This window comes from Prevotella lacticifex (assembly GCF_019973375.1).
In the GTDB taxonomy this organism is placed as follows: domain Bacteria; phylum Bacteroidota; class Bacteroidia; order Bacteroidales; family Bacteroidaceae; genus Prevotella; species Prevotella lacticifex.
The window spans coordinates 1389899-1415696 of the sequence record NZ_BPTV01000001.1 but is presented as its reverse complement, the minus strand read 5'-3'; the positions used below and the strand labels follow the sequence as shown (position 1 = coordinate 1415696).

General features: G+C 47.7%; 24 protein-coding genes. 13 read left to right on the top strand and 11 right to left on the bottom strand.

Translation table 11 applies throughout. The features are described from left to right. The first annotated feature begins 229 nt into the window (after positions 1 to 229). From LDN30_RS05355 to LDN30_RS05325, 7 genes are all read left to right on the top strand, one after another. Positions 230 to 721 (top strand): hypothetical protein, encoded by a 492-nt coding sequence (locus LDN30_RS05355; RefSeq protein WP_223928880.1) that lies wholly within the window; start codon positions 230 to 232, stop codon positions 719 to 721. A 393-nt stretch (positions 722 to 1114) separates the two neighbouring features. After that, a complete protein-coding gene (cmk, locus tag LDN30_RS05350; RefSeq protein ID WP_223928879.1) occupies positions 1115 to 1813 on the top strand; it encodes a (d)CMP kinase in 699 nt (232 codons plus the stop codon). Beyond that, on the top strand, positions 1806 to 3113 hold the full coding sequence (locus tag LDN30_RS05345) for a M64 family metallopeptidase (RefSeq protein ID WP_223928878.1): 1308 nt from the start codon (positions 1806 to 1808) through the stop codon (positions 3111 to 3113). The genes cmk and LDN30_RS05345 overlap by 8 nt, the downstream gene beginning before the upstream one ends. 424 nt (positions 3114 to 3537) lie before the next feature. Then, a complete protein-coding gene (locus tag LDN30_RS05340) occupies positions 3538 to 4518 on the top strand; it encodes a transposase (RefSeq protein ID WP_223928877.1) in 981 nt (326 codons plus the stop codon). Between the two features lie 58 nt (positions 4519 to 4576). Further along, complete coding sequence (locus LDN30_RS05335; RefSeq protein ID WP_223926852.1) at positions 4577 to 4975, top strand: ISAon1 family transposase N-terminal region protein; 399 nt, start codon at positions 4577 to 4579, stop codon at positions 4973 to 4975. After that, on the top strand, positions 4965 to 6053 hold the full coding sequence (locus LDN30_RS05330; RefSeq protein WP_223927145.1) for a transposase: 1089 nt from the start codon (positions 4965 to 4967) through the stop codon (positions 6051 to 6053). The genes LDN30_RS05335 and LDN30_RS05330 overlap by 11 nt, the downstream gene beginning before the upstream one ends. Further along, entirely contained in the window at positions 6032 to 6583 is a 552-nt protein-coding gene (locus LDN30_RS05325; protein WP_223928876.1) for a hypothetical protein, read from the top strand. The genes LDN30_RS05330 and LDN30_RS05325 overlap by 22 nt, the downstream gene beginning before the upstream one ends. Before the next feature lie 285 nt (positions 6584 to 6868). On the opposite strand, the gene LDN30_RS05320 is transcribed toward LDN30_RS05325, so the two are convergent. Together LDN30_RS05320 and LDN30_RS05315 are read right to left on the bottom strand one after the other, a co-directional pair. After that, positions 6869 to 8089 carry a DUF4421 domain-containing protein gene (locus LDN30_RS05320; protein WP_223928875.1) on the bottom strand — a complete coding sequence of 407 codons (1221 nt, stop codon included), beginning with the start codon at positions 8087 to 8089 and terminating at the stop codon, positions 6869 to 6871. Positions 8090 to 8133: 44 nt separating this feature from the next. After that, entirely contained in the window at positions 8134 to 9117 is a 984-nt protein-coding gene (locus LDN30_RS05315; RefSeq protein ID WP_223926929.1) for a Gfo/Idh/MocA family protein, read from the bottom strand. Between the two features lie 129 nt (positions 9118 to 9246). On the opposite strand from LDN30_RS05315, the gene yihA reads away from it, so the two are divergent. The 5 genes from yihA to LDN30_RS05285 all read left to right on the top strand — a co-directional run bounded on the left by yihA (position 9247) and on the right by LDN30_RS05285 (position 14022). After that, positions 9247 to 9858, top strand: coding sequence for a ribosome biogenesis GTP-binding protein YihA/YsxC (gene yihA, locus LDN30_RS05310; protein ID WP_223928874.1), 612 nt, complete (start codon positions 9247 to 9249; stop codon positions 9856 to 9858). A gap of 1 nt (position 9859) precedes the next feature. Then, positions 9860 to 11677 carry an ABC-F family ATP-binding cassette domain-containing protein gene (locus tag LDN30_RS05305; RefSeq protein ID WP_223928873.1) on the top strand — a complete coding sequence of 606 codons (1818 nt, stop codon included), beginning with the start codon at positions 9860 to 9862 and terminating at the stop codon, positions 11675 to 11677. A gap of 121 nt (positions 11678 to 11798) precedes the next feature. Further along, positions 11799 to 13364 carry an acyl-CoA carboxylase subunit beta gene (locus LDN30_RS05300; protein ID WP_241427220.1) on the top strand — a complete coding sequence of 522 codons (1566 nt, stop codon included), beginning with the start codon at positions 11799 to 11801 and terminating at the stop codon, positions 13362 to 13364. Positions 13365 to 13422: 58 nt separating this feature from the next. After that, on the top strand, positions 13423 to 13581 hold the full coding sequence (locus tag LDN30_RS05290) for a hypothetical protein (RefSeq protein ID WP_223925846.1): 159 nt from the start codon (positions 13423 to 13425) through the stop codon (positions 13579 to 13581). A 6-nt stretch (positions 13582 to 13587) separates the two neighbouring features. Then, positions 13588 to 14022 (top strand): biotin/lipoyl-containing protein, encoded by a 435-nt coding sequence (locus LDN30_RS05285; RefSeq protein ID WP_223925845.1) that lies wholly within the window; start codon positions 13588 to 13590, stop codon positions 14020 to 14022. 740 nt (positions 14023 to 14762) lie between these two features. Here the strand turns inward: LDN30_RS05285 and LDN30_RS05280 are convergent. The 5 genes from LDN30_RS05280 to LDN30_RS05260 all read right to left on the bottom strand — a co-directional run bounded on the left by LDN30_RS05280 (position 14763) and on the right by LDN30_RS05260 (position 19695). Beyond that, positions 14763 to 15296 (bottom strand): GNAT family N-acetyltransferase, encoded by a 534-nt coding sequence (locus LDN30_RS05280; protein ID WP_223925844.1) that lies wholly within the window; start codon positions 15294 to 15296, stop codon positions 14763 to 14765. Continuing rightward, positions 15274 to 16479, bottom strand: a complete 1206-nt coding sequence (locus tag LDN30_RS05275) for a glycosyltransferase family 2 protein (RefSeq protein WP_373316504.1) — start codon at positions 16477 to 16479, stop codon at positions 15274 to 15276. The genes LDN30_RS05280 and LDN30_RS05275 overlap by 23 nt, the downstream gene beginning before the upstream one ends. A gap of 517 nt (positions 16480 to 16996) precedes the next feature. After that, complete coding sequence (gene recR, locus LDN30_RS05270; protein ID WP_223925843.1) at positions 16997 to 17605, bottom strand: recombination mediator RecR; 609 nt, start codon at positions 17603 to 17605, stop codon at positions 16997 to 16999. A gap of 23 nt (positions 17606 to 17628) precedes the next feature. Beyond that, on the bottom strand, positions 17629 to 18120 hold the full coding sequence (locus tag LDN30_RS05265; RefSeq protein ID WP_223928872.1) for a hypothetical protein: 492 nt from the start codon (positions 18118 to 18120) through the stop codon (positions 17629 to 17631). A gap of 39 nt (positions 18121 to 18159) precedes the next feature. Beyond that, positions 18160 to 19695: a carbon starvation CstA family protein gene (locus tag LDN30_RS05260; RefSeq protein WP_223928871.1), complete on the bottom strand. Its 1536-nt coding sequence runs from the start codon at positions 19693 to 19695 to the stop codon at positions 18160 to 18162. A 99-nt stretch (positions 19696 to 19794) separates the two neighbouring features. Between LDN30_RS05260 and LDN30_RS05255 the strand changes: the two genes are divergently transcribed. Then, positions 19795 to 21525, top strand: a complete 1731-nt coding sequence (locus LDN30_RS05255; RefSeq protein ID WP_223928870.1) for a family 10 glycosylhydrolase — start codon at positions 19795 to 19797, stop codon at positions 21523 to 21525. 29 nt (positions 21526 to 21554) lie between these two features. On the opposite strand, the gene dnaA is transcribed toward LDN30_RS05255, so the two are convergent. The 4 genes from dnaA to LDN30_RS05235 form a co-directional block, all read right to left on the bottom strand. Next, a complete protein-coding gene (gene dnaA / locus LDN30_RS05250) occupies positions 21555 to 22973 on the bottom strand; it encodes a chromosomal replication initiator protein DnaA (RefSeq protein ID WP_223925839.1) in 1419 nt (472 codons plus the stop codon). 383 nt (positions 22974 to 23356) lie between these two features. Continuing rightward, complete coding sequence (locus tag LDN30_RS05245) at positions 23357 to 24316, bottom strand: MlaD family protein (RefSeq protein ID WP_223928869.1); 960 nt, start codon at positions 24314 to 24316, stop codon at positions 23357 to 23359. Between the two features lie 2 nt (positions 24317 to 24318). Continuing rightward, positions 24319 to 24579, bottom strand: a complete 261-nt coding sequence (locus tag LDN30_RS05240) for a hypothetical protein (RefSeq protein ID WP_223928868.1) — start codon at positions 24577 to 24579, stop codon at positions 24319 to 24321. A gap of 16 nt (positions 24580 to 24595) precedes the next feature. After that, complete coding sequence (locus tag LDN30_RS05235) at positions 24596 to 25786, bottom strand: N-acetylmuramoyl-L-alanine amidase family protein (RefSeq protein WP_223928867.1); 1191 nt, start codon at positions 25784 to 25786, stop codon at positions 24596 to 24598. Between the last annotated feature and the right edge of the window lie 12 nt (positions 25787 to 25798).

Here is a 25798-nt window from a genome sequence, read left to right as displayed (position 1 = left end):
TTTGTCATTCCTACCATAGTTTGTTACTTTTAGGTATATATCTTATTTGCTCAAGTTGGAAAAATTAACTACCTTTGCGGTGTTATTATTATTATTTCCACTGCAAAGATACGATAAATTTATCAAATACACAAATAAATGAGGTAGAAAATTATCAAAGTTGCAATTTTTTCCGTCAGTCGTGGAAACACGATGACTTTTAGTTACTAACATATAAAATAAGGTTAAAATGAAAGAAAGCGAAAAAGCAGAGAAGAACGTGAACGCAAGAGAAATCATTGCGAACGTCCTCAAAGAACTCGGGATGAATGCTCCCTCGTTCTCAATGGCAACTGGTATTGCCTACCAGCGTATTTTTGACCTCCAGAGAGGTAGAACCAAGAAGTTCAACCCTGGAGTGGTGAACATGATCTGCGCTGCGTTCCCCACTATCAACAAGGCTTACCTCTACACTGGGGAAGGACCTGTCTTTACGACGGACAAGCCACATGAGCTCGACAGCACTATCGGGGCTAACACGTCTGCAGATGAGATTGCCAAAATGCTCAACAAGGTACTTGACCTCTCTAAGCAAGTCACAGACAAGGATAAGGCTGTGGAAGAAAAGATGCAGAAGCTACTTGCTAAGGAGCGTGAACTCATGGAAAAGGAACTGGAACTTGCCAAGCGCGAAATTGAGCTTGACAGAAAGATTGCTGCACTTGGTTTCAAAAAAGACTAACTGACACCTTATATAATATAGTATCTAACAAGTTATTTGTGTACACATGAAAGAATTGGTAAGAAAATGCTGTTGCGACTGGAGAGAAGGCAAGTGTCGGCTCTCCAGCGCACTTGAAGGGTGGGGCTGCAAGCTCCTTACCTGTATGCCGGACAAAATGCCTAAGTCTGACCGAGACAAGGCGAGGCTCTTTGCCAGTGTATATCAGTATGCGGAAAAGGTAGGTGTTCTGGAATGCCCATACTATGATGAGCACACTATCGACCGCACCCTTGATGACCCCAAACAGTTGTCGGCAATGATACATTTAGAGTGCCCCACACAAACCGAATTATTGTCGGATTTTATAACAAGAGTTTGAAACTATACTGAAACCCAATAAGTTAGAAAGACATGAAAAAGATTACTATAGCTATTGACGGATTTTCGAGTTGCGGAAAGAGCACTATGGCCAAGGACCTGGCGCGTTCCGTTGGTTACATCTATGTAGACACCGGAGCCATGTACCGTGCCGTAACGCTCTATGCCATGCGCCACAACATGTTCAACACCGACGGCACCGTAAAGGTCGACGACTTAGAGAAGGCTATGGCCGACATACACATCTCCTTCGAGCTCAACGGCAAGACCGGCCGCAACGACACCTTCCTCAACGGAGAGGATGTCGAGGACGACATCCGCAGTATGGCCGTGGCAGGCCATGTGAGCCCCATAGCAGCAGTACCCTTTGTCCGCAAGGCCATGGTGGTCCAGCAACAGGCAATGGGGACGAAGAAAGGAATCGTCATGGACGGCAGGGACATCGGCACAACAGTATTCCCCGAAGCAGAGCTGAAAATCTTCGTAACGGCGTCGCCGATGGTACGAGCTGAGCGCCGTTATGCTGAGCTTAAGGGCAAAGGCTTGAAAGTAAATTTCAACGACATCCTGAAAAACGTGGAGGAGCGCGACTACATCGACACCCACCGCGAGGTATCGCCTCTGCGCAAGGCCGACGACGCGATAGAGCTCGACAACAGCAATATGACCATTGAGGAACAGCGCGAGTGGCTCCTCGAAAAATTCAGATTAGCAACAAACCAACATGAATAGACTATTCCTTATCGTAGCCCTTGCCCTCACGACGCTTGCGGCAAGAGCTCAGGATTTCAACAAGTTCTTTGCCGATTCCACGCTCCGAATCGATTATATCTTCTCTGGCAACAGCACCGAACAGCACATTGCCGTCGACGAATTGTCGCGCATTCCACGATGGTACGGCAAGCGGCAACGGCTCGGTGAGGTGCCCGTGGAGGGCAACGGACAGATAACCGTCCGCGACCATCACAGCCACGAGGTCATCTACCGCAACTCCTTCTCCACCCTCTTTCAGGAATGGCTCACCTATCCGGAGGCTAAGACACAGACAAAATCGTTCGAGAACGTATTCCTCGTACCGTTCCCTAAGGACACTGTCGACATTACCATCGACCTGCGCAACAACCGCCGACAGGTGACAACGAGCCTCACCCACACCGTAGTGCCCGGCGACATACTCATCAGGCGCATCGGTGAGAAGGGCGTAACGCCCTACATCACCCTCCAGCAGGCCCGCGACACCACCCACTGCATACACATTGCCTACATAGCCGAAGGGTATACCGAGCAGGAGATGCCGCAGTTCATTGCCGACTGCGACACGGCCATGAACGCGCTCTTTGCCCACGAACCCTTCAAGAGCCTGCGCGACCGGTTCAACATCATTGCCGTAGAGGCACCGTCGCACGACAGCGGCACGTCGATACCGTCGCAAGGAATATGGAAGAACACAGCACTGCACTCCAATTTCGACACATTCTACTCGGAGCGCTACCTGACGACGCTCCATCTGAAGGATCTTCACAACTGGCTGGCGGGCACACCATACGAGCACATCATCGTCCTTGTCAACACGGACCAGTATGGCGGCGGGGGGATATACAACTCCTACAACCTCTCGATGACTCACCACAGGGCCTTCAAGCCCGTCGTAGTACATGAGTTCGGCCACTCTTTCGCCGGTCTCGGCGACGAATATGCTTACGACGTGGAGCAGATTCCAATGTACCCTCACGACGTTGAACCATGGGAACCTAACCTCACCACGCTTGTCGACTTCCACAACAAATGGGAGAACCTCATCGAGAAAGGCACCAAACTGCCCACACCGGAGCCCAAGGACCTCGACACTCCGAAGGCCAATATGAAGAAGTGGAAGGTGGGAGCCTACGAGCCCGCAGGATATTCCATGCATGGGGTGTACCGCGGATTCCCCGATTGCCGTATGCGCACAAACCAGAATCCGGTGTTCTGTCCAGTCTGTCGGCAGGCCATAACGAGGATGATTGACTTCTATACGGTACCGGCGAAGTAAGCGCAACAGCAAAACAAAGACATTACAACGCAGAAATGACAACAGCGGCTGAAGCCAATGACATGGTTTCAGCCGCTGTTTTTTGCTCCTTCCCGTCTGCGTCAAGCTCCATACAACCGATGATTATTAGTAAAAACTTTTCATACAATATTTCCAATCATACCATCTTTGTAATTAACTGACACTCAACCGCTTCACAATACATTAAAGAAACCTCCATTTGAGACACTATACAATTTGGCCCTTGCTTTGCCGTTTCTGGCTTAGCAAGGGCTTTCTTTCGTAGAAAGCCCGTTTAAACTTCCCCTTGTTTTAGTCTCTGCATAATTATTTTTGCCAATATTATTGGTAATTTCTTGCAGATATGGCCATTTATTTGTACCTTTGTATAGTTCTTTTAATTATATAGATACTATACATATTTATGGCTATTCCAGAAGAGATAAAGTCAGTCGCCCGCCCCAAAAGTACGATAGTCCGACAGAGAGGCAGTCGTTTTGTCGTCATAAAGAGGACGAGCAAAAGAATTAACGGGAAGCCTGTCCCCGTAGACCAAGGAACGGTAGGAGAAATTGTAAACGGCAAGTTTGTCGAGGGCTCATATATGCGCAAGAAAAATCAAGTGGATATTAAAGATTATGGAGAGGTGGCTCTCTGTGACAAGTACGGCAGTGGACTTCTTCAAGAACTCGCCAAGGTTTGGAATCTCGACGATGCAAAGCGCCTCTATGTCATTGCCTTGCTCCGTGCTTCATATGGAGGCATCATGAACCGTGACTTGCAGATACAGTACCTCTGCTCATTTGCATCAGAGATGTATCCGGGAGTGCATTTGTCTGAGACGGCAGTGTCCGGGTTTCTTGTGAAGATAGGCAAGGCGTACTCCCTTATCTGTGAGTTCATGCGCAATAGGGTGAACACCTTTACCGGCGGTGACATGGTTATCGATGGCATGCTCAAGGACTACAATGCCAAGACGGGGAGCCTCTCGGAGTTTTCGCGCAAGGGGGCTAAGAAGGGCTCCAAGGACATCAGCCTGCTGTATGCCTTCAACCCATTGACGCGTGAGCCCATAGCGGCAAAGCCTTACGCAGGCAACATGCTGGATCAGACGGCGATAGACGACTTTGTAGCGGAGTATGAGATTAAGAATGGTCTGATGGTATTCGACAAGGGTTTCTACAACGACAAGCTTTTTGAGAAAGTCGACAAGATGGAAGGACTGGCATACCTGATACCGTTGAAGCAGAATTCGGCGTTCATAAAGAATTACAAGATGGATGAGCCGACAATGCCATTGAAAGACTATAAGGACGGAACGATTCTATACAAAAAGCAAAAAATGTCAAACGGCAAGTTCCGGCCCAAGGGGGATTGTCCGTGGCAGGCGGATGCCGCTGCCTAACCAAAGAACTTGATATGATAGCGTGCTAAAACTATTTTTTTTGCTTACCTTTGCGGTCATGGAACAAGAAAAGATAGACTTCTACAAAGGTTTAGCGATATATATCCTCCCCGAGGGCGTGACTAACTACTTTGACGTGGTGGACTTCAACGAGCAGCCAGCCAAAGATCACGGGAAGCTTTACAAGACCGAGCTTCACATATATCTTGATGAGAAGGACAATCGTCCAGAGGGCTTTGATGGCGTCAAGTCAAACGGCTTCGGTGAAGAGAGGATGATATACGACTTCCCTGTTCGCAACCGTAAGACGATACTTCATGTGCGTCGTCGGCGCTGGCTTACAGCTGATGGTAAGAGTGTCTCATTTCCTCTGGAAGAGGCAGCGAAGATAGTCTGCGAAGGTACGTCATACTCCAAGGAGCTGGCGCTTTTTTTAAAGAGAGCGGATGGACAATGAGCCAGTGACGGCCAAGAGCCTGAGCTGGACTTACATGATCCAGGGCAACACTTTTGCGCGTGCCTACAAGGATACTTTGAGCGATTTTCCCACTTGGGTTAAGAAAGAGAATGTCGATGATGGAATACTTATCGCCAAGAACCTCGGCCCGAGGCTCGGTATTGACGAGTCTGAGTTCGGGCATGAGGTGTACACGATTCTCCACAACAAGGATGCGCATGGCAAGAAGGGCGCCATCGTTGCTATTGTCAAGGGCACCGACCCCGAGACAGTTGCCAAAGCCCTGAGAAAGATGCCGCAAAAGGATCGGGAAGCGGTAGGGCTGGTCTCCATGGACCTGAGCGACAGCATGCGCTCTATCGTGAGAATGGCCTTCCCTAATGCCATGGTGGTACGCGACTGCTTCCATGTCATGAAACGAGGTGGTGAAGGGATCGAGGAACTGCGCATGAAATACAAGCGGGAAGCTGTCAAGGATGTAAACCGCCAGAAGGCAGAGTTCAAGAAACACCTGGAACAACTCGCCAAGCAACGCAAGTACTATCGTAACAGCAGGAAAAAGCAAGGTAAGAAGCGATGCAAGGGTAAGCGCCGAGGCCGCAAGCCAATGCGGCTGAATACAAGGTTTGAGCCCAAGAGGCTGAGCAATGGAGAGACCTTGGTAGAAGCTCTGACCCGGTGCAAGAAGCAACTGGGCAGAAGCTATGGCGACTGGAGCATAAACCAGAAGAAGAGGGCAAGAATTCTGTTCCGGCTCTTCCCGAAACTGAAGGAGGCGTATTGGCTGATAAACGATCTCAGAGCAATCTTCCGTACGAAGTCTAACACCAAGGCAACTGCGAAGAAAGCGCTTGAAGGATGGTACAAGAAGGTCACCAAATCTACCCTTAGAGAGATCAAATCCGTAAAACAGTCTATCCAGCACTACGAGGACGAGATACTCAATTACTTTATCAACAGAGACACTAATGCTTCTGCAGAATCGCTCAACTCCAAGATGAAAGCCTTTAGGTCATGCCTGAAGGGAATAAGGGATATACCCTTCTTTTTCTATAGATGTGTTACTGTCTTTGGTTAGGCAGCGGCATCTGCCCGCCACGGACAATCCCCCTTGGGCCCAAGTTCCTCTACTCTTTCCGCGACCCGAAGGCAGCCTCCGAACAGGAGATTGGATATGTGCAGAATGCCAACAAGAAAGATAACTTCAAGGCAGAAAGCTATGTCGAGAGGAAAGGTTTATTCGGTCTGATTGTCTTCAAGTCAAAAGCTGATCTTGACCCATTGACCGTCTATTTGGCTTACTCACAGCGATGGTCTGTGGAGACTCTGTTCTGGCTATACAAGAATATTGTTGACCGTGACACGGTAAACGTGCATTCCGACTACAGCGTATATGCCACCGAACTGATTAATTTTCTCTCCGTCGTCATAACGACAAGGGTTAAGAATGAGTTTGTCAAGCTGGGACTAAACAAGAAATATTCTTACAAGGCTATATTCAGATACCTTTCAAAATACAAGAAGGTGAGAACCAAAGATGGTGGGAAATGGGGTACGGCAACCATGCTTAAATATATAGAAGAGTTAGTGGCTATGCTTGGTGTATAGTGTCTCAAATGGAGATTTCTTTAATACATATCATTTTGCGTTGCGAAACAGGCCGTTTCGCGTTCCAAAACGGCCCGTTTCGCAAGCCAAAACAGGCCGTTTGAGAAGCCCAAACGATAGGTATTGGAATGATGTAAATATAATTCATAATATTAAGTGATTACAACCTTCATTACAATTGCACCGAAAGCCAACGACAGAATACGCTGAAATGTACAAGCATAGCAATGTTTAACGGTCTCAACATCACTTTACTTACATGTGATTCTTGATAGAAAGTGGAGTCTAATGTTTCCGCCCGAAATTGAATCCGACATAGAAGTTCAGATTTCCGAAGACCGTATTTACCGAGAACCGCGGCTTATTGTAATTGAAAGCGTTGAAGGTTGAGCTGATACCGGCATACCACTTAGTATTATTATAGACCAGCGCGAAGCGGCCAATGCCGTCAAGGCCCATGTTATGGAAGGAGAATCCGCTTCGGGTGGCCACCGACTCGTCCTCGTTACTGTACGAATGCTTGTAGGCAATGGCTACCGACAACGATGCCGAGAGGAGGAAGTTGCGGGCGAAGACCCAGTTGTAGGCATAACCGCCCGACAGCGACACGTCGATATATTTCACCCTGACCCCGTTGTACGCTGAGTCGGTGGGTAGCGTGTACGAACCGGCTGGCATGCGCTCTTCGATGAGACTACGCAGCTGTCGCCAGTCTATCGACACGGTATGGTCGGTATATGCGATGCCGATGAGCGGCGAGCCGACGCTCCGTCGCTGTACGGTGCTCTGGCTGAACGCTGCCGGATAGGAGAACTTATGATGATTGAGGATGTAGTAGAAGTTGACGCCTTTCACGCTGGAGCGGAATCCATTGAACGGTGCGCGGCGCAACGGCTTGGTGTCAACGCCCTTACCGAGCCTGAGATTCCTGATTTTATAGTCGTCGCCCGACTTCCGGTAGTACAGGTCTATGCCGAAAAGATTGGTGTAGAGACTCACGTCGAGTTCCTGCCGTTGGCTGTTTTTATGCGAGAAATCGATGTGGTTGATGTCGAAAGTATAGCCAAGGAATATCCATCTCCACCCGAAATACGGACCGAGCTTATAGTTTGGCTCCGGCGAGAAGATGGCGCTGTAGTCGCGATTATCGGTTATGCGATAGGTTTCAAACGTATTAGTATTCTGCAACATAAAGGCATAGTCGTAGTGTTGCGGCTCAATATAGTTGGTATCAATACGGCAGAAACGTTCCAGAAAGCTCACCACCTCGTGACCTATAGGGATATTGAGTGGTGCCACGCCAGCGTCGTAACACGCTGGCCGGGGGAAGAGGCGGACGTTGTGCATGGCCAGAGAGTCTATTTCCTCATCGGAATAAAATGAAGAATCGACGACCGTTGTGTCGGCATACGCGCTGACCGCCGGCACTGGAGTAAGCTGGCGGCAGGCTGCTGAGATGTCGACAACGACCAACAATAGTATTATGATTAATACGGTTCTCTTCAACTCGGGTTTCTGTAATAGTCTCTCTATTATATAATTAGGTAGGTTTAAATCTTTCCAAGAATACGGTCCATAACCCAGTTAGTGGGTGTGGCGCTGATGCTTGTAGTCGTACAGTTGCCCGTTCCCTGGAGAGTCTCAACGACACTCTTTATCAACGGCAGTTGAACATAGGATGGATTCTCGACGGATATCTCATGAACGCCATCGCTGAGATAAAGATGTATTGGCTGATAGTCGAACACCGAGAAACTCACTTTCCCCTTGTCGCCGACGACCTCTATGCGGTCTTCCTTTGCGCTCTCATGGGCGGTGAAGCACCAGCTGCCGCAACCATTGAGGCCGCTCTCGAACTGGAATACTGCGTTGACGGTGTCCTCAACCTCATAAAGGTGGGCGCGGTTGCCACAATAGCCATGGGCACGGGTAATGACTCCGAAGATGTCCTGGAGTATATCTATCTGGTGAGGAGCAAGATCGTAGAAGTATCCGCCACCCGAAATATTGGCCTGAAGGCGCCATGGTAGCTCCTTACCCTGACTGTAGTCGAGGTCGCGGGGCGGACAGGCGAACCTCAGCTGAACGGTGAGAATCTTTCCTATGACTCCATTGTGGATAATATCCTTAACACGCTTGAAGTAAGGCAGATAACGACGATAGTAGGCTACAAAACAAGGCACACCGGTCTGCTCGCTGACGCGATTGATGCGAACGCAGTCCTCGTAATTGGCAGCAAGGGGTTTCTCCACATACACCGGTTTGCCGGCGCGCATAGCCATAATGGCATAGGTGACATGAGCCACGGGAGGAGTGGCTATATAGACAGCGTTGACATCAGGATCGTCGATGAGAGCCTGACCGTCGGTATACCAGTGTGGAATGTTATGTTTCACCGCATAAGTGCGGGCCTTCAGCTCGTGGCGGCTCATGACGGCAACGACATGTGAGCCCGGTACCACATTGAAAGCCGGACCCGATTTTTTCTCCGTCACCTCACCGCAACCGATGAATCCCCATCCTATCTTCTTTATATATTCTGCCATGATACGATTACATTTTTTCGCAAAGTTACAAAAAAATAAAGGGCGAGCAAACAGACTGGAGTTTTTTTTGTACCTTTGCATAAAATAAATGTAAAGATAAAGCCTCAAGACACATATATGATTATCAATAAATCAGAATTCGTCATATCAGCACCGTCTGTGGAGCGCTGTCCCGACGACAACAAGCCCGAATATGCTTTCATCGGCAGGTCGAACGTCGGCAAGTCGAGTCTCATCAACATGCTGTGCCAGCACAAAGGGCTCGCAAAGACCTCTGCAACACCGGGCAAGACCCTGCTAATCAACCACTTCCTGATAAACGACGAATGGTACATCGTCGACCTCCCAGGCTATGGCTATGCACGGTCTAAGACTACGCAGAGCAAGCTCCAGATCATGAATACCGGATATATTCTGAAGCGGCAGCAACTGTGCTGTCTGTTCGTTCTCATCGACATACGGCACGAGCAGAAGGATATCGACCGCCGGTTTGTCGACTGGCTCGGCGAAAATGGCATTCCGTTTGCCATCGTTTTCACAAAGGCCGACAAGCTGACACAGTCGAGGGCATTCTCGAACGCGACAAAATGGATGAACACTCTCAAGGACACATGGGAGAACCTGCCGCCGTTCTTCATTACAAGTGCTGCCAACAGGAAGGGCCGAGAGGAACTTCTGAACTATATAGAGGAAATAAACAACAACGTGAAAGAACAGGAGCAAGAATAACATGCCGCAACAAATTCCTTACTTAGACGTACAGAACCTCACGAAATCGTTCGGAGCTCAGGTTCTGTTCCGGGACATCTCTTTCTCCATAGCGGAAGGACAGAAAGTGGGGCTTATAGCCAAAAACGGCACTGGAAAGTCGACGCTACTGTCCGTTCTCACCGGAAAGGAGGGCCACGACTCAGGAGAAATCATATACCGCAACGACCTTAAAGTGGGCTATCTGGAGCAGGAGCCGACGTTCGACCCTGCCGAGAGTGTGCTCGACGCATGCTTCAACCACCACGGCGACCCTGAGCGTGTACTGAAAGCCAAACAGATTCTCACGCAACTGCATATCAGCGACTTCGATCAGCCGATGGGGCAGCTCAGCGGTGGACAGCAGAAACGCGTGGCGCTGGCCAACGTGCTGATAACGGAGCCCGACTTTATAATCCTCGACGAGCCAACAAACCATCTCGACCTGAAGATGATTGAATGGCTTGAGAATTTCCTCAACCGAGGCAACAGAACCCTGCTAATGGTCACACACGACAGATATTTTCTTGACAATGTGTGCAATGTTATTGTCGAACTCGACGATAAGACCATATATACTTATCACGGAAACTTCTCCTACTATCTCGAAAAACGACAGGAACGCATCGACAACAAAAGGGCTGAGCTGGCCAGGGTGAACAACCTTTACCGCAAAGAGCTCGAATGGATGCGACGGATGCCGCAGGCAAGGGGCCATAAGGCCAGATTCAGGGAGGACGCTTTCTACGAGCTCGAGGTCAGGGCCAAACAACGAATCGAGGACCGGCAGATGCAGCTGAAGTCGAGCAACGTATATATTGGCTCCAAAATCTTCGAGTGCCAGTATGTCAGCAAGGCATTCGAAACGCGGAGACCGGACGGCAAAGAGGACAAAAAAATCATACTGAAGGACTTCTACTATAATTTTGCCAGATTCGAAAAGATGGGAATCATCGGCAACAATGGAACGGGAAAGTCGACATTCATCAAGATGCTATTGGGCATCGTGCCTCCAGACAGCGGCAAATTTGACATTGGAGAAACAGTCCGATTCGGATATTTCTCACAGGACGGACTCAAATTCAGGCCCGACCAGAAGGTCATTGATGTCATTACCGACATTGCCGACTACATCGATTTGGGCGGAGGAAGACACATGACGGCATCGCAGTTCCTCAACTATTTTCTCTTCAGCAGGGAAGAACAGTACAACTTCGTCAGCAAACTGTCGGGCGGACAAAGGCGGAAATTGTACCTCTGTACGGTACTGATGAAAAATCCAAACTTTCTCGTTCTCGACGAGCCTACCAACGATCTTGACATTCAAACGCTGCAGGTACTCGAGGAATATCTGCAGAATTTCCCGGGATGTGTAATCGTAGTGAGCCACGACCGCTACTTTATGGATAAGGTGGTCGACCATCTGCTCGTATTCAAAGGCGAAGGAGTAGTGAAAGATTTCCCTGGCAATTATACGCAGTACAGGGAATATGAGAAACTGCAGAGTAAGGAAAGTACTCAGAAATCCCAAGGGAAGAAGGCCGAAACCGACAACGAGAAGAAGAAAGACTATCATCACGACACGCGTAAGCGCATGACCTTTAAGGAGAAACGAGAGTTTGAACAGCTCAGCAAGGACATCAAAGTGCTCGAAGAAGAACAGAAAAAACTGGAGGAAGAGCTGTGCTCGGGCAATCTGTCGGTCGACGATTTAACGGAAAAAAGCAAACGTCTGCCAAAAATAAAAGACGAACTCGACGAGAAAGAAATGAGATGGTTGGAGCTCTCCGAACTGGAATAAGTACACGGCAATACTTAAATAACCCAAAAACTGGCAAACTCAATATCAAAAAACTCCATAAATCACAACTTTTTTGTACCTTTGCACAGTTTTATGAAGAATAATACAATATCTTAACAATATGAGCATACAAACAGAAAAGATTAAGGAACTCATCGCGAAGCGGGAGCAAGCACGCCTCGGCGGCGGTGAGAAGGCCATAGACAAGCAGCACAGTCGCGGCAAGTACACGGCGCGAGAGCGTATCGACATGCTTGTCGACAAAGACAGCTTTGAGGAATACGACATGTTCAAACTCCACCGGTGCCACAACTTCGGTATGGAGAAGAAGCAGTTCCTCGGCGACGGTGTCGTTGCAGGATCGGCAACCATCGATGGCCGCTTGGTATATGTTTATGCACAGGACTTTACTGTCAACGGCGGTTCACTGTCAGAAACAATGGCCCAGAAGATTTGTAAAGTCATGGATATGGCAATGCGCAACGGTGCACCGGTAATCTGCATGAACGACTCCGGCGGCGCGCGCATCCAGGAAGGTATATCAGCTCTTGCTGGATACGGCGAGATCTTTGAGCGCAATATTCTCGCTTCGGGCGTGGTGCCGCAGATTTCGGCCATCATGGGTCCGTGCGCAGGAGGTGCCGTTTACTCACCGGCCCTGACCGACTTCATAATCATGACTGAAGGAACAAGCTATATGTTCCTTACAGGACCAAAGGTGGTAAAGACCGTTACTGGTGAGGAAATCGACGCTGAGCACCTCGGTGGTGCTTCTGTTCACGCCTCAAAGAGCGGTGTGACAAGTTTCACGGCGAAGACAGAGGAAGAGTGCATGCAGATGATAAAGACTCTCCTGAGCTACATTCCTTCTAACAATATGGAGGAGGCTCCGCGTGTAGAGTGCACCGATCCTATCAACCGCATGGAGGATTCGCTCAACGAGATTATCCCCGACGACCCCAACCAGGCTTATGATATGTACAAAGTGATTACCGCTATCACCGATAACGGCGATTTCTTCGAGGTTCAGCCTAAGTTCGCAAAGAACATTATCACTGGATTCGCGCACTTCAACGGACAGAGCGTCGGCATCGTCGCCAACCAGCCTTCGGCCTATGCCGGTGTGCTCGACGTCAACGCAAGCCGTAAGGGAGCCCGTTTCGTCCGCTTCTGCGACGCTTTCAACATTCCAATTGTATCACTCGTCGACGTACCAGGATTCCTTCCGGGAACAGGTCAGGAGTACAACGCTGTCATCCTCCACGGTGCGCAGTTGCTCTATGCTTACGGTGAGGCTACCGTTCCAAAGATAACCATCACTCTGAGAAAGAGTTACGGAGGTTCACACATCGTCATGGGATGCAAGCAACTTAGGGCTGACCTCAACTTCGCATGGCCATCATCCGAGATTGCCGTGATGGGCGCATCAGGAGCCGTAGCCATTCTCTGCGGTAAAGAGGCTAAGAAAATCAAGACTGAAGGCGGCGATGTCAAGGAGTTCCTGGCTGAGAAGGAGGACGAATACACAAAGACTTTCGCCAATCCTTATCAGGCAGCGCAGTTCGGATATATCGATGATGTCATCGAGCCACGCAACACGCGTTTCCGTATCTGCCGTGGACTGGCTCAGTTAGCACACAAGAAACAGACGCTTCCTGCAAAGAAACACGGTTGCATGCCAATGTAATAAGGTCTCATGTCCGGCTTTTAAGCGACAGAGATTTAACTGCATAATAAATCAGACAATGGAGAATAAAGATAAAAATATTCTTGCAGCCATCGCAATGGCTCTCTACGAGTACGAGGGAAACAACGTCCACGACCCGGAGCCAGGCGTCATTACAATCAAACCAAAGAGCACGCTGTGGAATGCCAAGTTCCTCATCATGACACCAAAACCATAAAACAAAATGAAAGAATTCAAATATACAATCGACGGTAAAGAATATAAAGTCGAGATCGAAGGCATCAGCGAGGACTATGTTGCTGACGTTAAGGTCAATGGGGAGGAGTTCAAGGTTCAGATGGAAAAGCCTGAAGAGCCGAAGAAGAAGGTCACTCTCAATAAGCCTGTGGCTAAACCCGCTGCCGATGAGGCTGAGGATGCTCCGGCTAACAGCAACGCCAACGCTGCCAATGCCGTTAAGGCACCGCTGCCTGGCACTATCACTTCTATTGAAGTAAGTGTCGGACAGGAGGTTAAAGCCGGCGACACACTCGTCGTGCTCGAGGCAATGAAGATGGCCAACAACATCGAAGCCGACAAAGACGGTAAGGTGACGGCTATCTGCGTTAAAAATGGACAGAGCGTTATGGAGGACGATCCGCTCGTAGTAGTAGAATAAAAAAGGAAAACTACATAATAGAATCAGCCGCTCATTCAGCTTAAAATGAGCGGCTGATTTGTTTTTTCTGCCCGCATTGACAAAATACATGTGCAATACGACTCTTTCATTTTAATTCTTTGACAGACACGGCATAATAATTGCGCCCCTACTCTTCCGACGAGCTCAACCTGTAGTAAAATTCTGATAACTAATAACCCAAGCGCTACCTAACCAAGGAAAATGTAGCCTAAGATTATTTGTACTACCCTAAGATTAAAGCTTTCTCGACGAATTCCTTGGGCGAAGAGGTTAATCAATAGCATAGGGTTTTCACTATCACCTTTGTAATTCGGAAAGGACAACTCAACAACAAACCAATATCGAAATATCTTTACACCATTCCCAAACATTTCATTTCGGCTTCCCAAACGGGCCGTTTCAGCTTGCGAAACGGACCGTTTGGCGTCCTAAAACGGACCGTTTTAGAACGCAAAATGGCATGTATTAGTAACCCATTGAAAATCAATGCCGTACAAAGACAGTTCAACGGATGAAATAATATGAATTATTTTAACAACTCGTTACTGGTATTCGCTTGTTGCTCCATGACCCTACTAAATAATATAGACAAATAAGAAGGACCATAGCATCAACAACCCATTATGCAGTAAGCATCTACCTGAGGCCATCAAAGCAACAATCATGCAATGTCAGTCAGGATTAAATGAAAGGGCCGCAACATGCGCAACAGATAAATTCTACAAGAAATACTGCATAAGAATGGCATCGTGATAATCCTTGCCAATGCGGAGCCACTGTGAGAGAACGGCCGTCTTGCTGAATCCGACGGACGAAAAAAGGCGGTTGGAACCGACATTGTTTGAGTCGACAAACACGTATAACTGATGGAGATTCAAGGTCTTAAGTGCATAACCGAGAAGCTCTTTCACTGCTGCCGTGGCATAACCTCTCCGCCGAAACCTCCGCATAACAACGACTCCGACTTCAGCACGCTGATGACGTGGATCGAAATTCATCATGTCGATGATGCCGACATCCTCGCCTTCCGCATTCTCAATCATCAAGCGCAATTGTTTGTCAGTGTAAATGTCATTAGTACTGTCGGCAATATAATTATGGAGGGTATACCGACTATACGGAACATTAGTGCAACCTGCATCCCACAAAGTTGTATCGTTCTCTATCCGGTAGAGAATATCGAGGTCCTCGGGCTCCAAAGCCCTGAGTTTTACTATCGGAATGATGTTATCAGACATGTCGGTAAATCTCATCTGTGGTTATTATCGTACGCGACTTGCGGTTGTAAGTACCTATAAAAAGATTAGGAAGCGGATGACTCTCAAAAATATGAAGTATCTGTTCGTAGCTGTAGGAGTCGGTATCGTACACTATCTGATATTTCTTTTGAGGGTCAAATGATTCCAATTCTGACAGATGACCGTCGGGATTGGATTCATAATTGCACACTATATATCTTCCTACGAGTCCCTTCTGACGTGCAATACGGCGGCACTGGTCGACAGCTGTGCGGTCACCGAGAAACAAAAACTCAGGAAACATTTTCGAGGCTGAATGAAACAGACCGAATGCCTTACGCAAACCATGATTCAACATTCCCGTCAAGGCGATAAAAGCCTTACCGTAAATGGCAATCTTTATGGGCAGACTCAAGAATAATGACAAATGTCCATAATGCTTGCGGAGGAATATCAGCATTGCATCGTAAAATACATGAACGTACCGGAACGAACTTTTCTGAGTACTCTCCCCCTTATAGTGGAGTATGCTGCAAGGAATATACCAATTCGTAAAGCCACCTTTCAAGATACGATAGCTAAGGTCTATATCCTCACCATACATGAAAAAATCCTCGTCCAAGAGCCCGACTTTGTCAAGAGCGGAGCGACGAAGCATGCAGAAAGCCCCACTAACAATCTCTATTTCAGCCGGTTTGTCCCATGGCAGGCCACCCATATAATAATGACCGAGCCGACGGTGGGTCGGGAAACGCGAACAGAGACCTGTCATCTTGTAGAAAGACGTAAGCGGGTCGGGAACGCCGCGACGGCTCTCCATAGCCTTCTCACCATCTACTTGCAGCATTTTTACACCACAGGCACCGGCATTAGGATGCTCATCCATGAAATCAACGCATTTTCGTATCGTCGACTCAGCAACGAAAGTATCTGGGTTCAAAAGTAGAACATAATCGCTCTCGCTGTCGCGAATACCAATATTATTAGCCCGGGCAAAACCTAAATTGTGGTTGCTTGACACGAAATTTACTTGAGAGAAACGTCTCTCAAGATACGCGACAGAACCATCGCGAGAGTGATTGTCAATGACATACACCTCTGAATCAATGCCTTGCAGGGCCCGGTTGAGACTGTTGAGGCATTGCTCAAGATAGTACTTGACGTTATAGCTGACTATGACAACAGTTAATTTCTTCACTTTTAGATATTTATCGAGTGGTTGTGGAGCCTTCGGAGGCATCATCCGGACGAGTTGAAGGGTCGGTTTCCGTTTCATGAAGGCACCGTCGCATGGTGGGATAGACCATAAACAGACACAACGCACAGATTATCGAGAGGTAGAAAAACCTAACATTCAACCCAAAAACATAATAAAAAAGCATGCACAACGACATAGGAACGCACAACATCAAAATTCTAATCGTACCATAGACCAGCAAGTTTTTAGCTATCGGCTTGTCTTTGTCAGTGATGGAACTGTGCACCCTATTCAACTTAAAGAGATAAAGCGAGAACGGAATGAAAGCCAACACGGCGATAACCATTACCATTCCAGCCATCATCTGGAAGTTCTTGTCGTTGGAGAAGGCCCCGGGACTAAGCAACTCAGTTTCAAACAATATAATCACGAGGACAGTTACGGCAACAAAAAACCACAACTCTCCCATGAGAATGTCACGAACCCTACGTATTGAAAATACCATAACTCCCCAGAATTATTTATCTATTGCAGTACGATTGATTATTGCACGGCCCAAGGTTACCTCGTCGGTATACTCCAATTCGTCGCCGACGCTGATGCCACGGGCTATAACACTTATCCTGACCCCAGTATGTTTAAGTTTCCGCGAGATGTAAAAATTCGTAGTATCGCCCTCCATCGTACTGGCAAGTGCAAGGATAATCTCATCAATACCGCCCTGCTCTACCCGCTGGACCAACGAGTCGATCTCAATGTCAGATGGTCCTATGCCGTCAATTGGAGAGATAATTCCCCCAAGAACGTGATAAAGACCATGATACTGCTGTGTATTCTCAATGGCCATAACATCCTGAACATTCTCTACCACACATACCGTAGAACGATCGCGCGAATGGTCCTGACAGATAGGACAGACGGGAGTGTCACTGATATTGTGGCACACGCTGCAATATTTTACTTCGTGGCGCAGTTTCGAAATGGCATTGGTGAAATCATCAACTTCGGAAACGGGCTGCCGGAGGATATGAAGAGCAAGGCGGAGAGCTGTTTTCTTGCCTACGCCCGGCAGTCCTGCGAGTTCATCGACAGCCTTCCCAAGCAATTCTGACGGATATTCCTGCATGTTAAGATAAGTTGTAAGATATCCTATTTGCCAAACAAATAGAGGCCGATTCCAATCTTCAGACCGACTGTCGAATACTTACTCCGCTTGAACGACTGGTCATAATACACTGCCGGCTCAATGGTTACAGTACGGTTAACGAAGAAGGCATAGCCTATTTCCACACCAGGCATGATATCATTATAGTCGTGGCTGGCATGAACAAACTTGGCGTTGGCACCGAGGTAGAGACCATTCTGAGTAATGTAGTAGCGGCCACCGGCACCTATTTTGTACTCATCGGGAACAACATCATCGCCATTATGCTTGAAACTGGCACTTCCCAACAGCATCAAGTTGTCCATAGGGAGATATCCTACCATACCATCGACACCGAGATTAAGCTTGTCGTTGCCATTATAATGAAGGTCTATGCCAGAGAGCGATGCCCCAACATAAACTTTATCAGCCTCAAACTGCGCATTGGCTGTAACAGTCATAAAGAGCGCAAACATTAAAAACACAATCTTTTTCATCTTAGATATCTTTAGTAAAATTATTATTTGGAGATAATCTTAGTGCCTCGAAGCGGTACGATTCTTACGGAACCAAACTGCAAACCAGACTATTGAGACTATAATACTTGCCAAGCCGAACGCATAACCGTAATGTCGAGGAATCCAACTGCCAAAAGCCTGCTCACTGACAAGCAGGAAGGTAAAGCACACTGTCGTCATAAAGACAGCCGGCAACAGCGAAACCCAGTATGGCTTTCCCTTACGGACAAGGTACACTGTTATCGTCCACAAGGTGAAAACAGCCAACGACTGATTGCTCCATCCGAACCAGTTCCATATCGTATTGAACCCGTTGGGGTCGTCAATCTGCCAGATTAGCATGAGAATAGCCACCAAGAACATCGGGATAGCGATGTACAAGCGTTTGCGTATGCTCTTCTGGCTAAGGCCTAATGCTGCTGCGATAATGAGACGGGCACTGCGGAATGCTGTATCTCCGCTGGTAATAGGTGCTGCCACAACCCCAAAAACAGCAAGGATGCCGCCAAAGATGTCAAGCCAGCCGACGCAAACATATTCCACTACCTTTGGTGCTGAGAAGAACTGTACAAGAGTTTGTCCGTCAGGCTTATCGAATTGACTGAGGAAAGTGTTGACAATATTAGGGTCGACGACACTACGCCACCCGCCATAATAGAAGAAATACATTGATACAGAGGCCCATGTGATGGCCACAATTCCTTCAGTGATCATACTGCCATAGAACACCTGACGTCCTGATTTCTCACTTTTCATACAACGGGCCATAAGAGGACTCTGGGTGCCATGGAAACCACTGATAGCTCCGCAGGCAATGGTGAGGAACAGACACGGGAACAGCGGGTTACGCTTAAAGTAAGCAATAGTACCCAGGAGCTTCTCCGACTCATGCGAGGATGTATAGTTGCTCAAATCGGTCCAGACCTCAGGAAGCTGTGGCATTTTGAAGAAGAGACATGCGAGCAGGGCCACTGCCATGAACAAAAGAGCGAAAGCGAAAACCGGATAAATCTTTCCGATAATCTTATCTATAGGCAACATTGTTGCCAAAACGTAATATACAAAGATAATAATAATCCAGGCTGTCTTCGACAGACAGAAGTCTCCGAGGATTAAAGCTGGCGAAAGGACGAACACTACGCCAACCATCATCAGCAGAATCACTGAGAAGAAAAGCATAACCTTGCGCGTTCCGTCACCAAGATATATGCCAACGAGTTCCGGAAGGTTGGCTCCTCCATGGCGCACAGAGAGCATTCCGGAGAAATAATCGTGCACCGCTCCGGCAAAAATACAACCGAAGATTATCCACAAATAGGCCGCAGGACCATACCAAGCACCCATGATAGCACCAAAAATAGGGCCTGTTCCCGCAATGTTGAGGAACTGAATCATGAACACTTTCCATGTTGGCATAACGATATAGTCAACACCATCAGCCATCGAAACAGCCGGAGTCGGCCTGTCGTCAGGCTGAAAGACATGCTCAACGAACTTACCATAAAGGAAGTAGCCCACTATTAGGGCCAGAAGCGCAATCGTTAATGATAACATCTATTATTGTAGTATGTTTTTAATTACTATAAAAATTTGCACAAAGGTAATTAATATATTTGAAACAACCAAGAAGAATCGTTACCTTTGCAGAAAATTATGAACACTAAAGACATCACAATAAAAGCGATGGCGGTAGCCATTTCACTTTTCTGCAATATCAGTATCAATATTGCGGCAGCACAATCGCTGCCAGGACTTTCATTGCCGCCGACCGACAAACACGAGGTAAGGGCGGTGTGGCTGACGACTCTTAAAAACCTCGACTGGCCAAAAACGCTTGCAAAAGACAACATTTCGATGGCCAAACAGAAAGAAGATCTGCGCCAAATACTCGACAAGTACCGGCAGGCCAATATAAACACAGTGCTTTTTCAGACCGTTGTCAGAGCCACAACCGTCTATCCGTCGTCCATAGAGCCGTGGGACGCATGTATGACTGGGCGCCAAGGAGGGCATCCTGGTTACGATCCCCTTGCTTTCGCAATAGAGGAATGCCACAAACGCGGCATGGAGATACAAGCATGGATAGCAACGCTGCCCGTAGGACCATACGATGGCAATGCCGCCAAGCGCCTGCGCCGACTGGGATATAAGATGTTCAAACTTGAAGGCGATGCCTTTCTCGATCCATCTTCGCCAAAGACGGGTGACTTAGTAGCATCACTTGCAAGAGAGATTACGACCCACTACGACATCGACGGTATACATTTAGACTATATACGCTATCCCGAGATGCTCCCGGTGCCAAAGAACGAAAGCATATCACAATGGCGCCGAAACAACATAACGGAGATAGTCAGAAAAGTGCATGATGCCGTCAAGGACGAAAAGCCATGGGTAAAGATAAGTTGCTCACCTATAGGTAAATACTCCGATCTTTCCCGCTACTCATCAAACAACTGGAATGCCCGCGACAGAGTGTCGCAGGATGCACAGCTGTGGCTTCGGACCGGCATTATGGACCAAATCTATCCGATGATTTATTTCCGCGGCAACAACTTCTATCCTTTCGCTGCCGACTGGGCTGAAAACAGCCACGGCCGGACCGTAGTGGCCGGACTGGGAACATATTTTCTCAATAGCAGGGAAGGCGGAAAATACGGATGGACCATCGACGACATAAGAAGTGAGATGACAGCGGCACGCTGGCTTGGTATAGGAACAGCTCATTTCCGGTCGGCTTTCTTCACTTCCAATGAACAAGGCATTTACAATTTCGCATCGCTCTGTTTTGCTCCCTACCCCGCTCTCGTCCCGCCAATGAAATGGGAGTGCAGCGATAAACCTTCAAAGCCATTAGGGTTAACCATTGTCGGCGACCGATTGACAATTTCCGACGATAGGAATGTCGGCCGAAGCATATCTTACAATCTCTACGCCAGCGACTTATGGCCAGTTGATACTGAATCACCAGAGAATCTATTCCTATGCAATATACGTTCAAAGGAAGTCAAATTGCCAACCAATACACTCTGGCGACCGCGGTTTTTCGCCGTAACCGCTACAGACAGATATGGCAATGAAAGCGCGCCAATACAGAGTTGGACAGCACCCAAGCCCGCAAAAGGTCAGTTGGTCTGCGACAACAGCTATGTAGTACTTAGTAAATCGATGACTGACGACATCAAAAAAGGGGGATACGACCTTGTCATTTCGAATGCCGAAGGACAGAATATCATGAGGAAAAAAATCCTCTACACCGAAAAAGATGGAAAAATTGACGTCAGAAACCTTCCCGACGGCATTTATTTCGTTCGCCTTTCAAGGAACGAGATTAAGCGCAAGACAGAAAACACACATCCCGGATTCTTTATCATAAGACGATAACGAATCCGGGATTCAATATTTATAAATCTTTACTGTTTGAGCTTAAATGAAGTCTCTATAGACGTAATATCTGCCGAGAAAGCCTTGTCAATCTTCAACCGTTGCTCCACCTGTGAACAACTATGTATCACAGTACTGTGGTCACGCCCTCCAACAAGCTTACCGATACGGCTTGCGGGCATCTTAGTATACTTCTGAGCGAGGTACATACTAACCTGACGTGCAACGACATAGTCGCGTTTACGGCTACGGCTGTTGATGTTATCTGTGGTCACATTGAAGTGCTTGCCCACCTTATCAAGAATATCATCAATTGTAAGGGGCTCGTCATCCACCTTCACTGCCCGCTTTATGACCCTCTCAGCAAGACGCATGTCGATATTGCTGTTGTAGACAACACTATACGCGAGAAGCGAATTGACGACGCCCTCCAAATCACGTACGCTGCCATTAGCGGTCTCCGCGATGAACTGGACGACATCATCGGGGATGTGAAGTCCGTCGCGCTTAATCTTACTATGAAGGATATCAACGCACAACTGGACGTTCGGTTTCTCCAAAGGTGCAATAAGTCCACACGAGAAACGTGTAAGTAGCCGTTCGTTCATTCCCTGAAGATCAACTGGCGGACGGTCGGAAACGAGGATAATACGCCGGTTGTTCTTAAAGAGATGGTTGAAGATATGGAAGAAAGTATCCTGAGTCTTCGTGGCGGTCATCCATTCCTGAATATCATCGACAATGAGAACGTCGATGGTCTGGTAGAAATTGATGAAGTCATTAGTCGTATTCTGCAGCACGCTGTTGGTATACTGAACCTGGAACAGCCGCGCCGAGATATATAGAACCCTCTTCTGCGGATACCGTTTCTTTATAGCCACGCCAATGGCATTGACAAGATGGGTCTTTCCGCAGCCCGAAGGCCCATAGATAAACATCGGGTTAAACTGCGTATTATTAGGGTGTTCCGAGATATAAAGTCCTATACTTCTCGGCAGTTTATTGCTTTCGCCCTCAATAAAGTTATTGAAAGTCTGATGGATATTGAGCTGAGGGTCAATATCATTATCAACGGCATCGAGGACCGTAGGACTCTGATTGCCCCTCGACGTAGGCCTTTTGCTCTTCGCCTGATTGCGAATATCATCGGCTGGATCAGCCTCAACGACCTGCGTGAGGTTGTTGGTCTTATCAGTAACGACACGATAAGAGAGTTTAACCCCTTCGCCGTAGATACGGGTAAGGACCTTACAAAGGAGATCAATGAAGTTTTCCTCCAGATACTCATACACAAAAGGTGATGGTACCTGAACTAACACCGCTTTGTTCTTTTCGTCGTACGACTCGAAGACAATGGGCTTAAACCATGTGTTGAACTGCTGCCCTGTAACATTCTCCTTAATCAAAAGGAGGCACTGCTGCCAGAGCTCAGCTGGCTTTACTTTCATTGACACTAATTATTGTGAAGTTTAACTTACCTATGATTTGATTCAGCAGACTATTACATCACTGAAAAGCGAATGCAAAGATAATAAACTTTTTTCACATCTCTATAAATACCTCTTCTATACCGTCCAATCCAGAATACCGCTAATTGCCACATAAATAGGCAATTAAGCTATTGGTACTGGAAATAGTTGCAAAATCGCATTTGCAAATATGCAATACTCTGAATTTCAGAACGTTAGATGCGATTCTTCCCGAATTGCCGCCGATTGGTGAAACATCACGCTTAAGGTTATAAAGTAGCTGAAATACAATTCAGTTACAAAACCTTTTTAAAGCGTGAAACTTCAATATCCAAATTTAGACTATATTTAAATAAGTCGCATTACTTATCTTTTTTCCCGAACAACGAGAAGTGAACGTATCTCTTCGGGTGCGCTTTCAGGTTGGTGACCAGTGAGTCAGCGTCGCTGAGAGTTCGGTTAAGATTATGATAGAGCGACGGATCGTTCATGAGAAGTCCCAGCGAACCCTTGTCGCTGTTGAGCTTGTTAGTGAGCTGCTCCATATTGTCGAGAGTTTTGTCCACCCGCATCATGGTTCCGCTGACATCGATATCGCTGACCTTTCGGTTGACATTGGCTAACAGGCCATTAGCGTTTCCAATCATTCCGTTGACGTTCCCCATCGTTGCCCGTGCGCCCGTCAGCAAGCCATTAGCATTATTTGCAAGCCCCGGTACCTCCTTGTTGAGACTGGCCAGCAACGTGTTCAGCTCGCGGGTCGAAGTTGTCAAATCCGACGAAATCTTATTTGCGTTATGAAGAGTCGACGCCAGTGCAGGATCAGCCAAAAGCGTATTCACACTCGTCAGTATAGAATCAATCTTAGGAACGAGGGCCTTAATCGTGGGAATGGCACCCTTTATGGCATCGGCAGCACCACCACTAAGTTGCCCGTCAATAGTACCTCCGGGCTCAACAAATCCGTTCCGCACATCGCCGAGCTGAAGATCGACCTTCACATTGCCCATGAGGTCGGAACTGATAACGGCAACGGTACCCTTGGGCACCCGCATATCCTTGGCAATATCGGCATTAACGGTGATAGAGCCGGGATGGTCGTAGTCGTAGTCTATCGACTTGATGATACCAACCTTATAGCCATTGGCATAGATAGGATTCGACACCGACAGCCCGCTGACGTTGCTGAACCGGATTTTGTATAGGTGCTCCGAAGAGAAAAGGTCGAGTCCCTTGAGGAACTGCATACCGAAGAACAGCACAACGATGCCGACTATTGCCACGAGAGCTATCTTTACTTCGGGTGTAAATATCTTCTTCATAATTATTTCTTTCTTTGTTTACTTTTGCTTTTCTTAAATTCCTTGATTGCCAATGAGAGGTCGTATGGCTTGCCGTCCTTGAAAGCGACGATATAAGCCTGTGGGAAATCACTCTTCAGACTGTCGCGCAGGGCTATGATGGCATTGAAATCGGTGGCCGAGCCAATAGTATATTTAATAAGGTGACTACCCGCATCCGAGTAGGAGCCTACATCCTTATGGCCTTTGAACATAGGGTCGGTGGACTGCATCTTTCTACCCACTGCGAAAATCTGAACCTTAAAAACCGTGGGCTCCGTTTGCGTCGGCAACCTTTTTATTATCCTCTTTCACGCTGGCAGCTACCAATTTAGCTTGCTTAACGGCTGATAGTTTCACCTCTTTCTTACTGACGGACTCCGGCTTTGCCTTAATTCCACGGGCCGAGGGCTTATCTATCACAGCAACAGATTTCTTATCGGCCACCGCAACCTTCTCCTTAGTCGGTTCGGAATTTCTGCTTTTAGAAGCAATTTGAGCCAGACGGTTGTCACTATTCTTTACCACAGCGACTTTTGCAGTCTTCTTCACCGTCACAGGACTATCGGTTTTAGCTGCCCGCAGCGTATCTTTGGCTGCAACGTTCTTGGCTGCAACCACCGAATCGGCCCCCTTATCGGGAGCGCTGTCGGCTGCGCGCACAACAGCCTTACTGCCAATATTCGGTTTGCCGTGATACTTGTCTTTATATTGCAGGAAAGCCTTGTAGATGCCGTATGCCATCCGGTTCACACCATCATCGGTATTGAGGAACTGTTCTTCATCCTCCGTGGTGATGAACCCGAGCTCAATAAGGCAACTCGGCATACTCGTCTCACGCAGCACAAGGAATCCGGCCTGGTGGACGCCCATATTCACGCGGTCAGCCTCATTGCAGACACTGGTTTCGATGAGCTTCGCAAGTTCGACACTGCGGCGCATAAACGCACTCTGCATGAACTCGAACATGATGTAGCTCTCGCTCGATTTCGGGTCAAAACCCTGATAGGTTTGCTTATAATTGTCCTCCTCCTCAATTACCGAGTTTTCGCGCATTGCGACGTCGAGATTATCCTTAGCGCGGTGCATACCGAGAGTATAGACTTCGAATCCACGCGCTATACGTCCATTGGGCAGTGCGTTTGTATGTACCGAAATGAACAAATCGGCATTGTTGCGGTTTGCTATATTGGCACGTTCCTTGAGCGGAATAAAGACATCGGTCTTACGGGTGTATATCACCTTCACGTCGCTGCAGTTCTGCTCCACATACTGACCGAAAGCGAGAGCCACCTTGAGGTTGATATCTTTCTCGAGCGACACAGCCCCCTTGGCACCCGTATCATGACCTCCGTGACCAGCATCTATGACGAGTGTAAACCCATTGGCACTGAGGCAAATGGATAAGCACAGGACGAGGAACAATGATGTCAGAACGGCTCTATTACGCATACATTATTATTA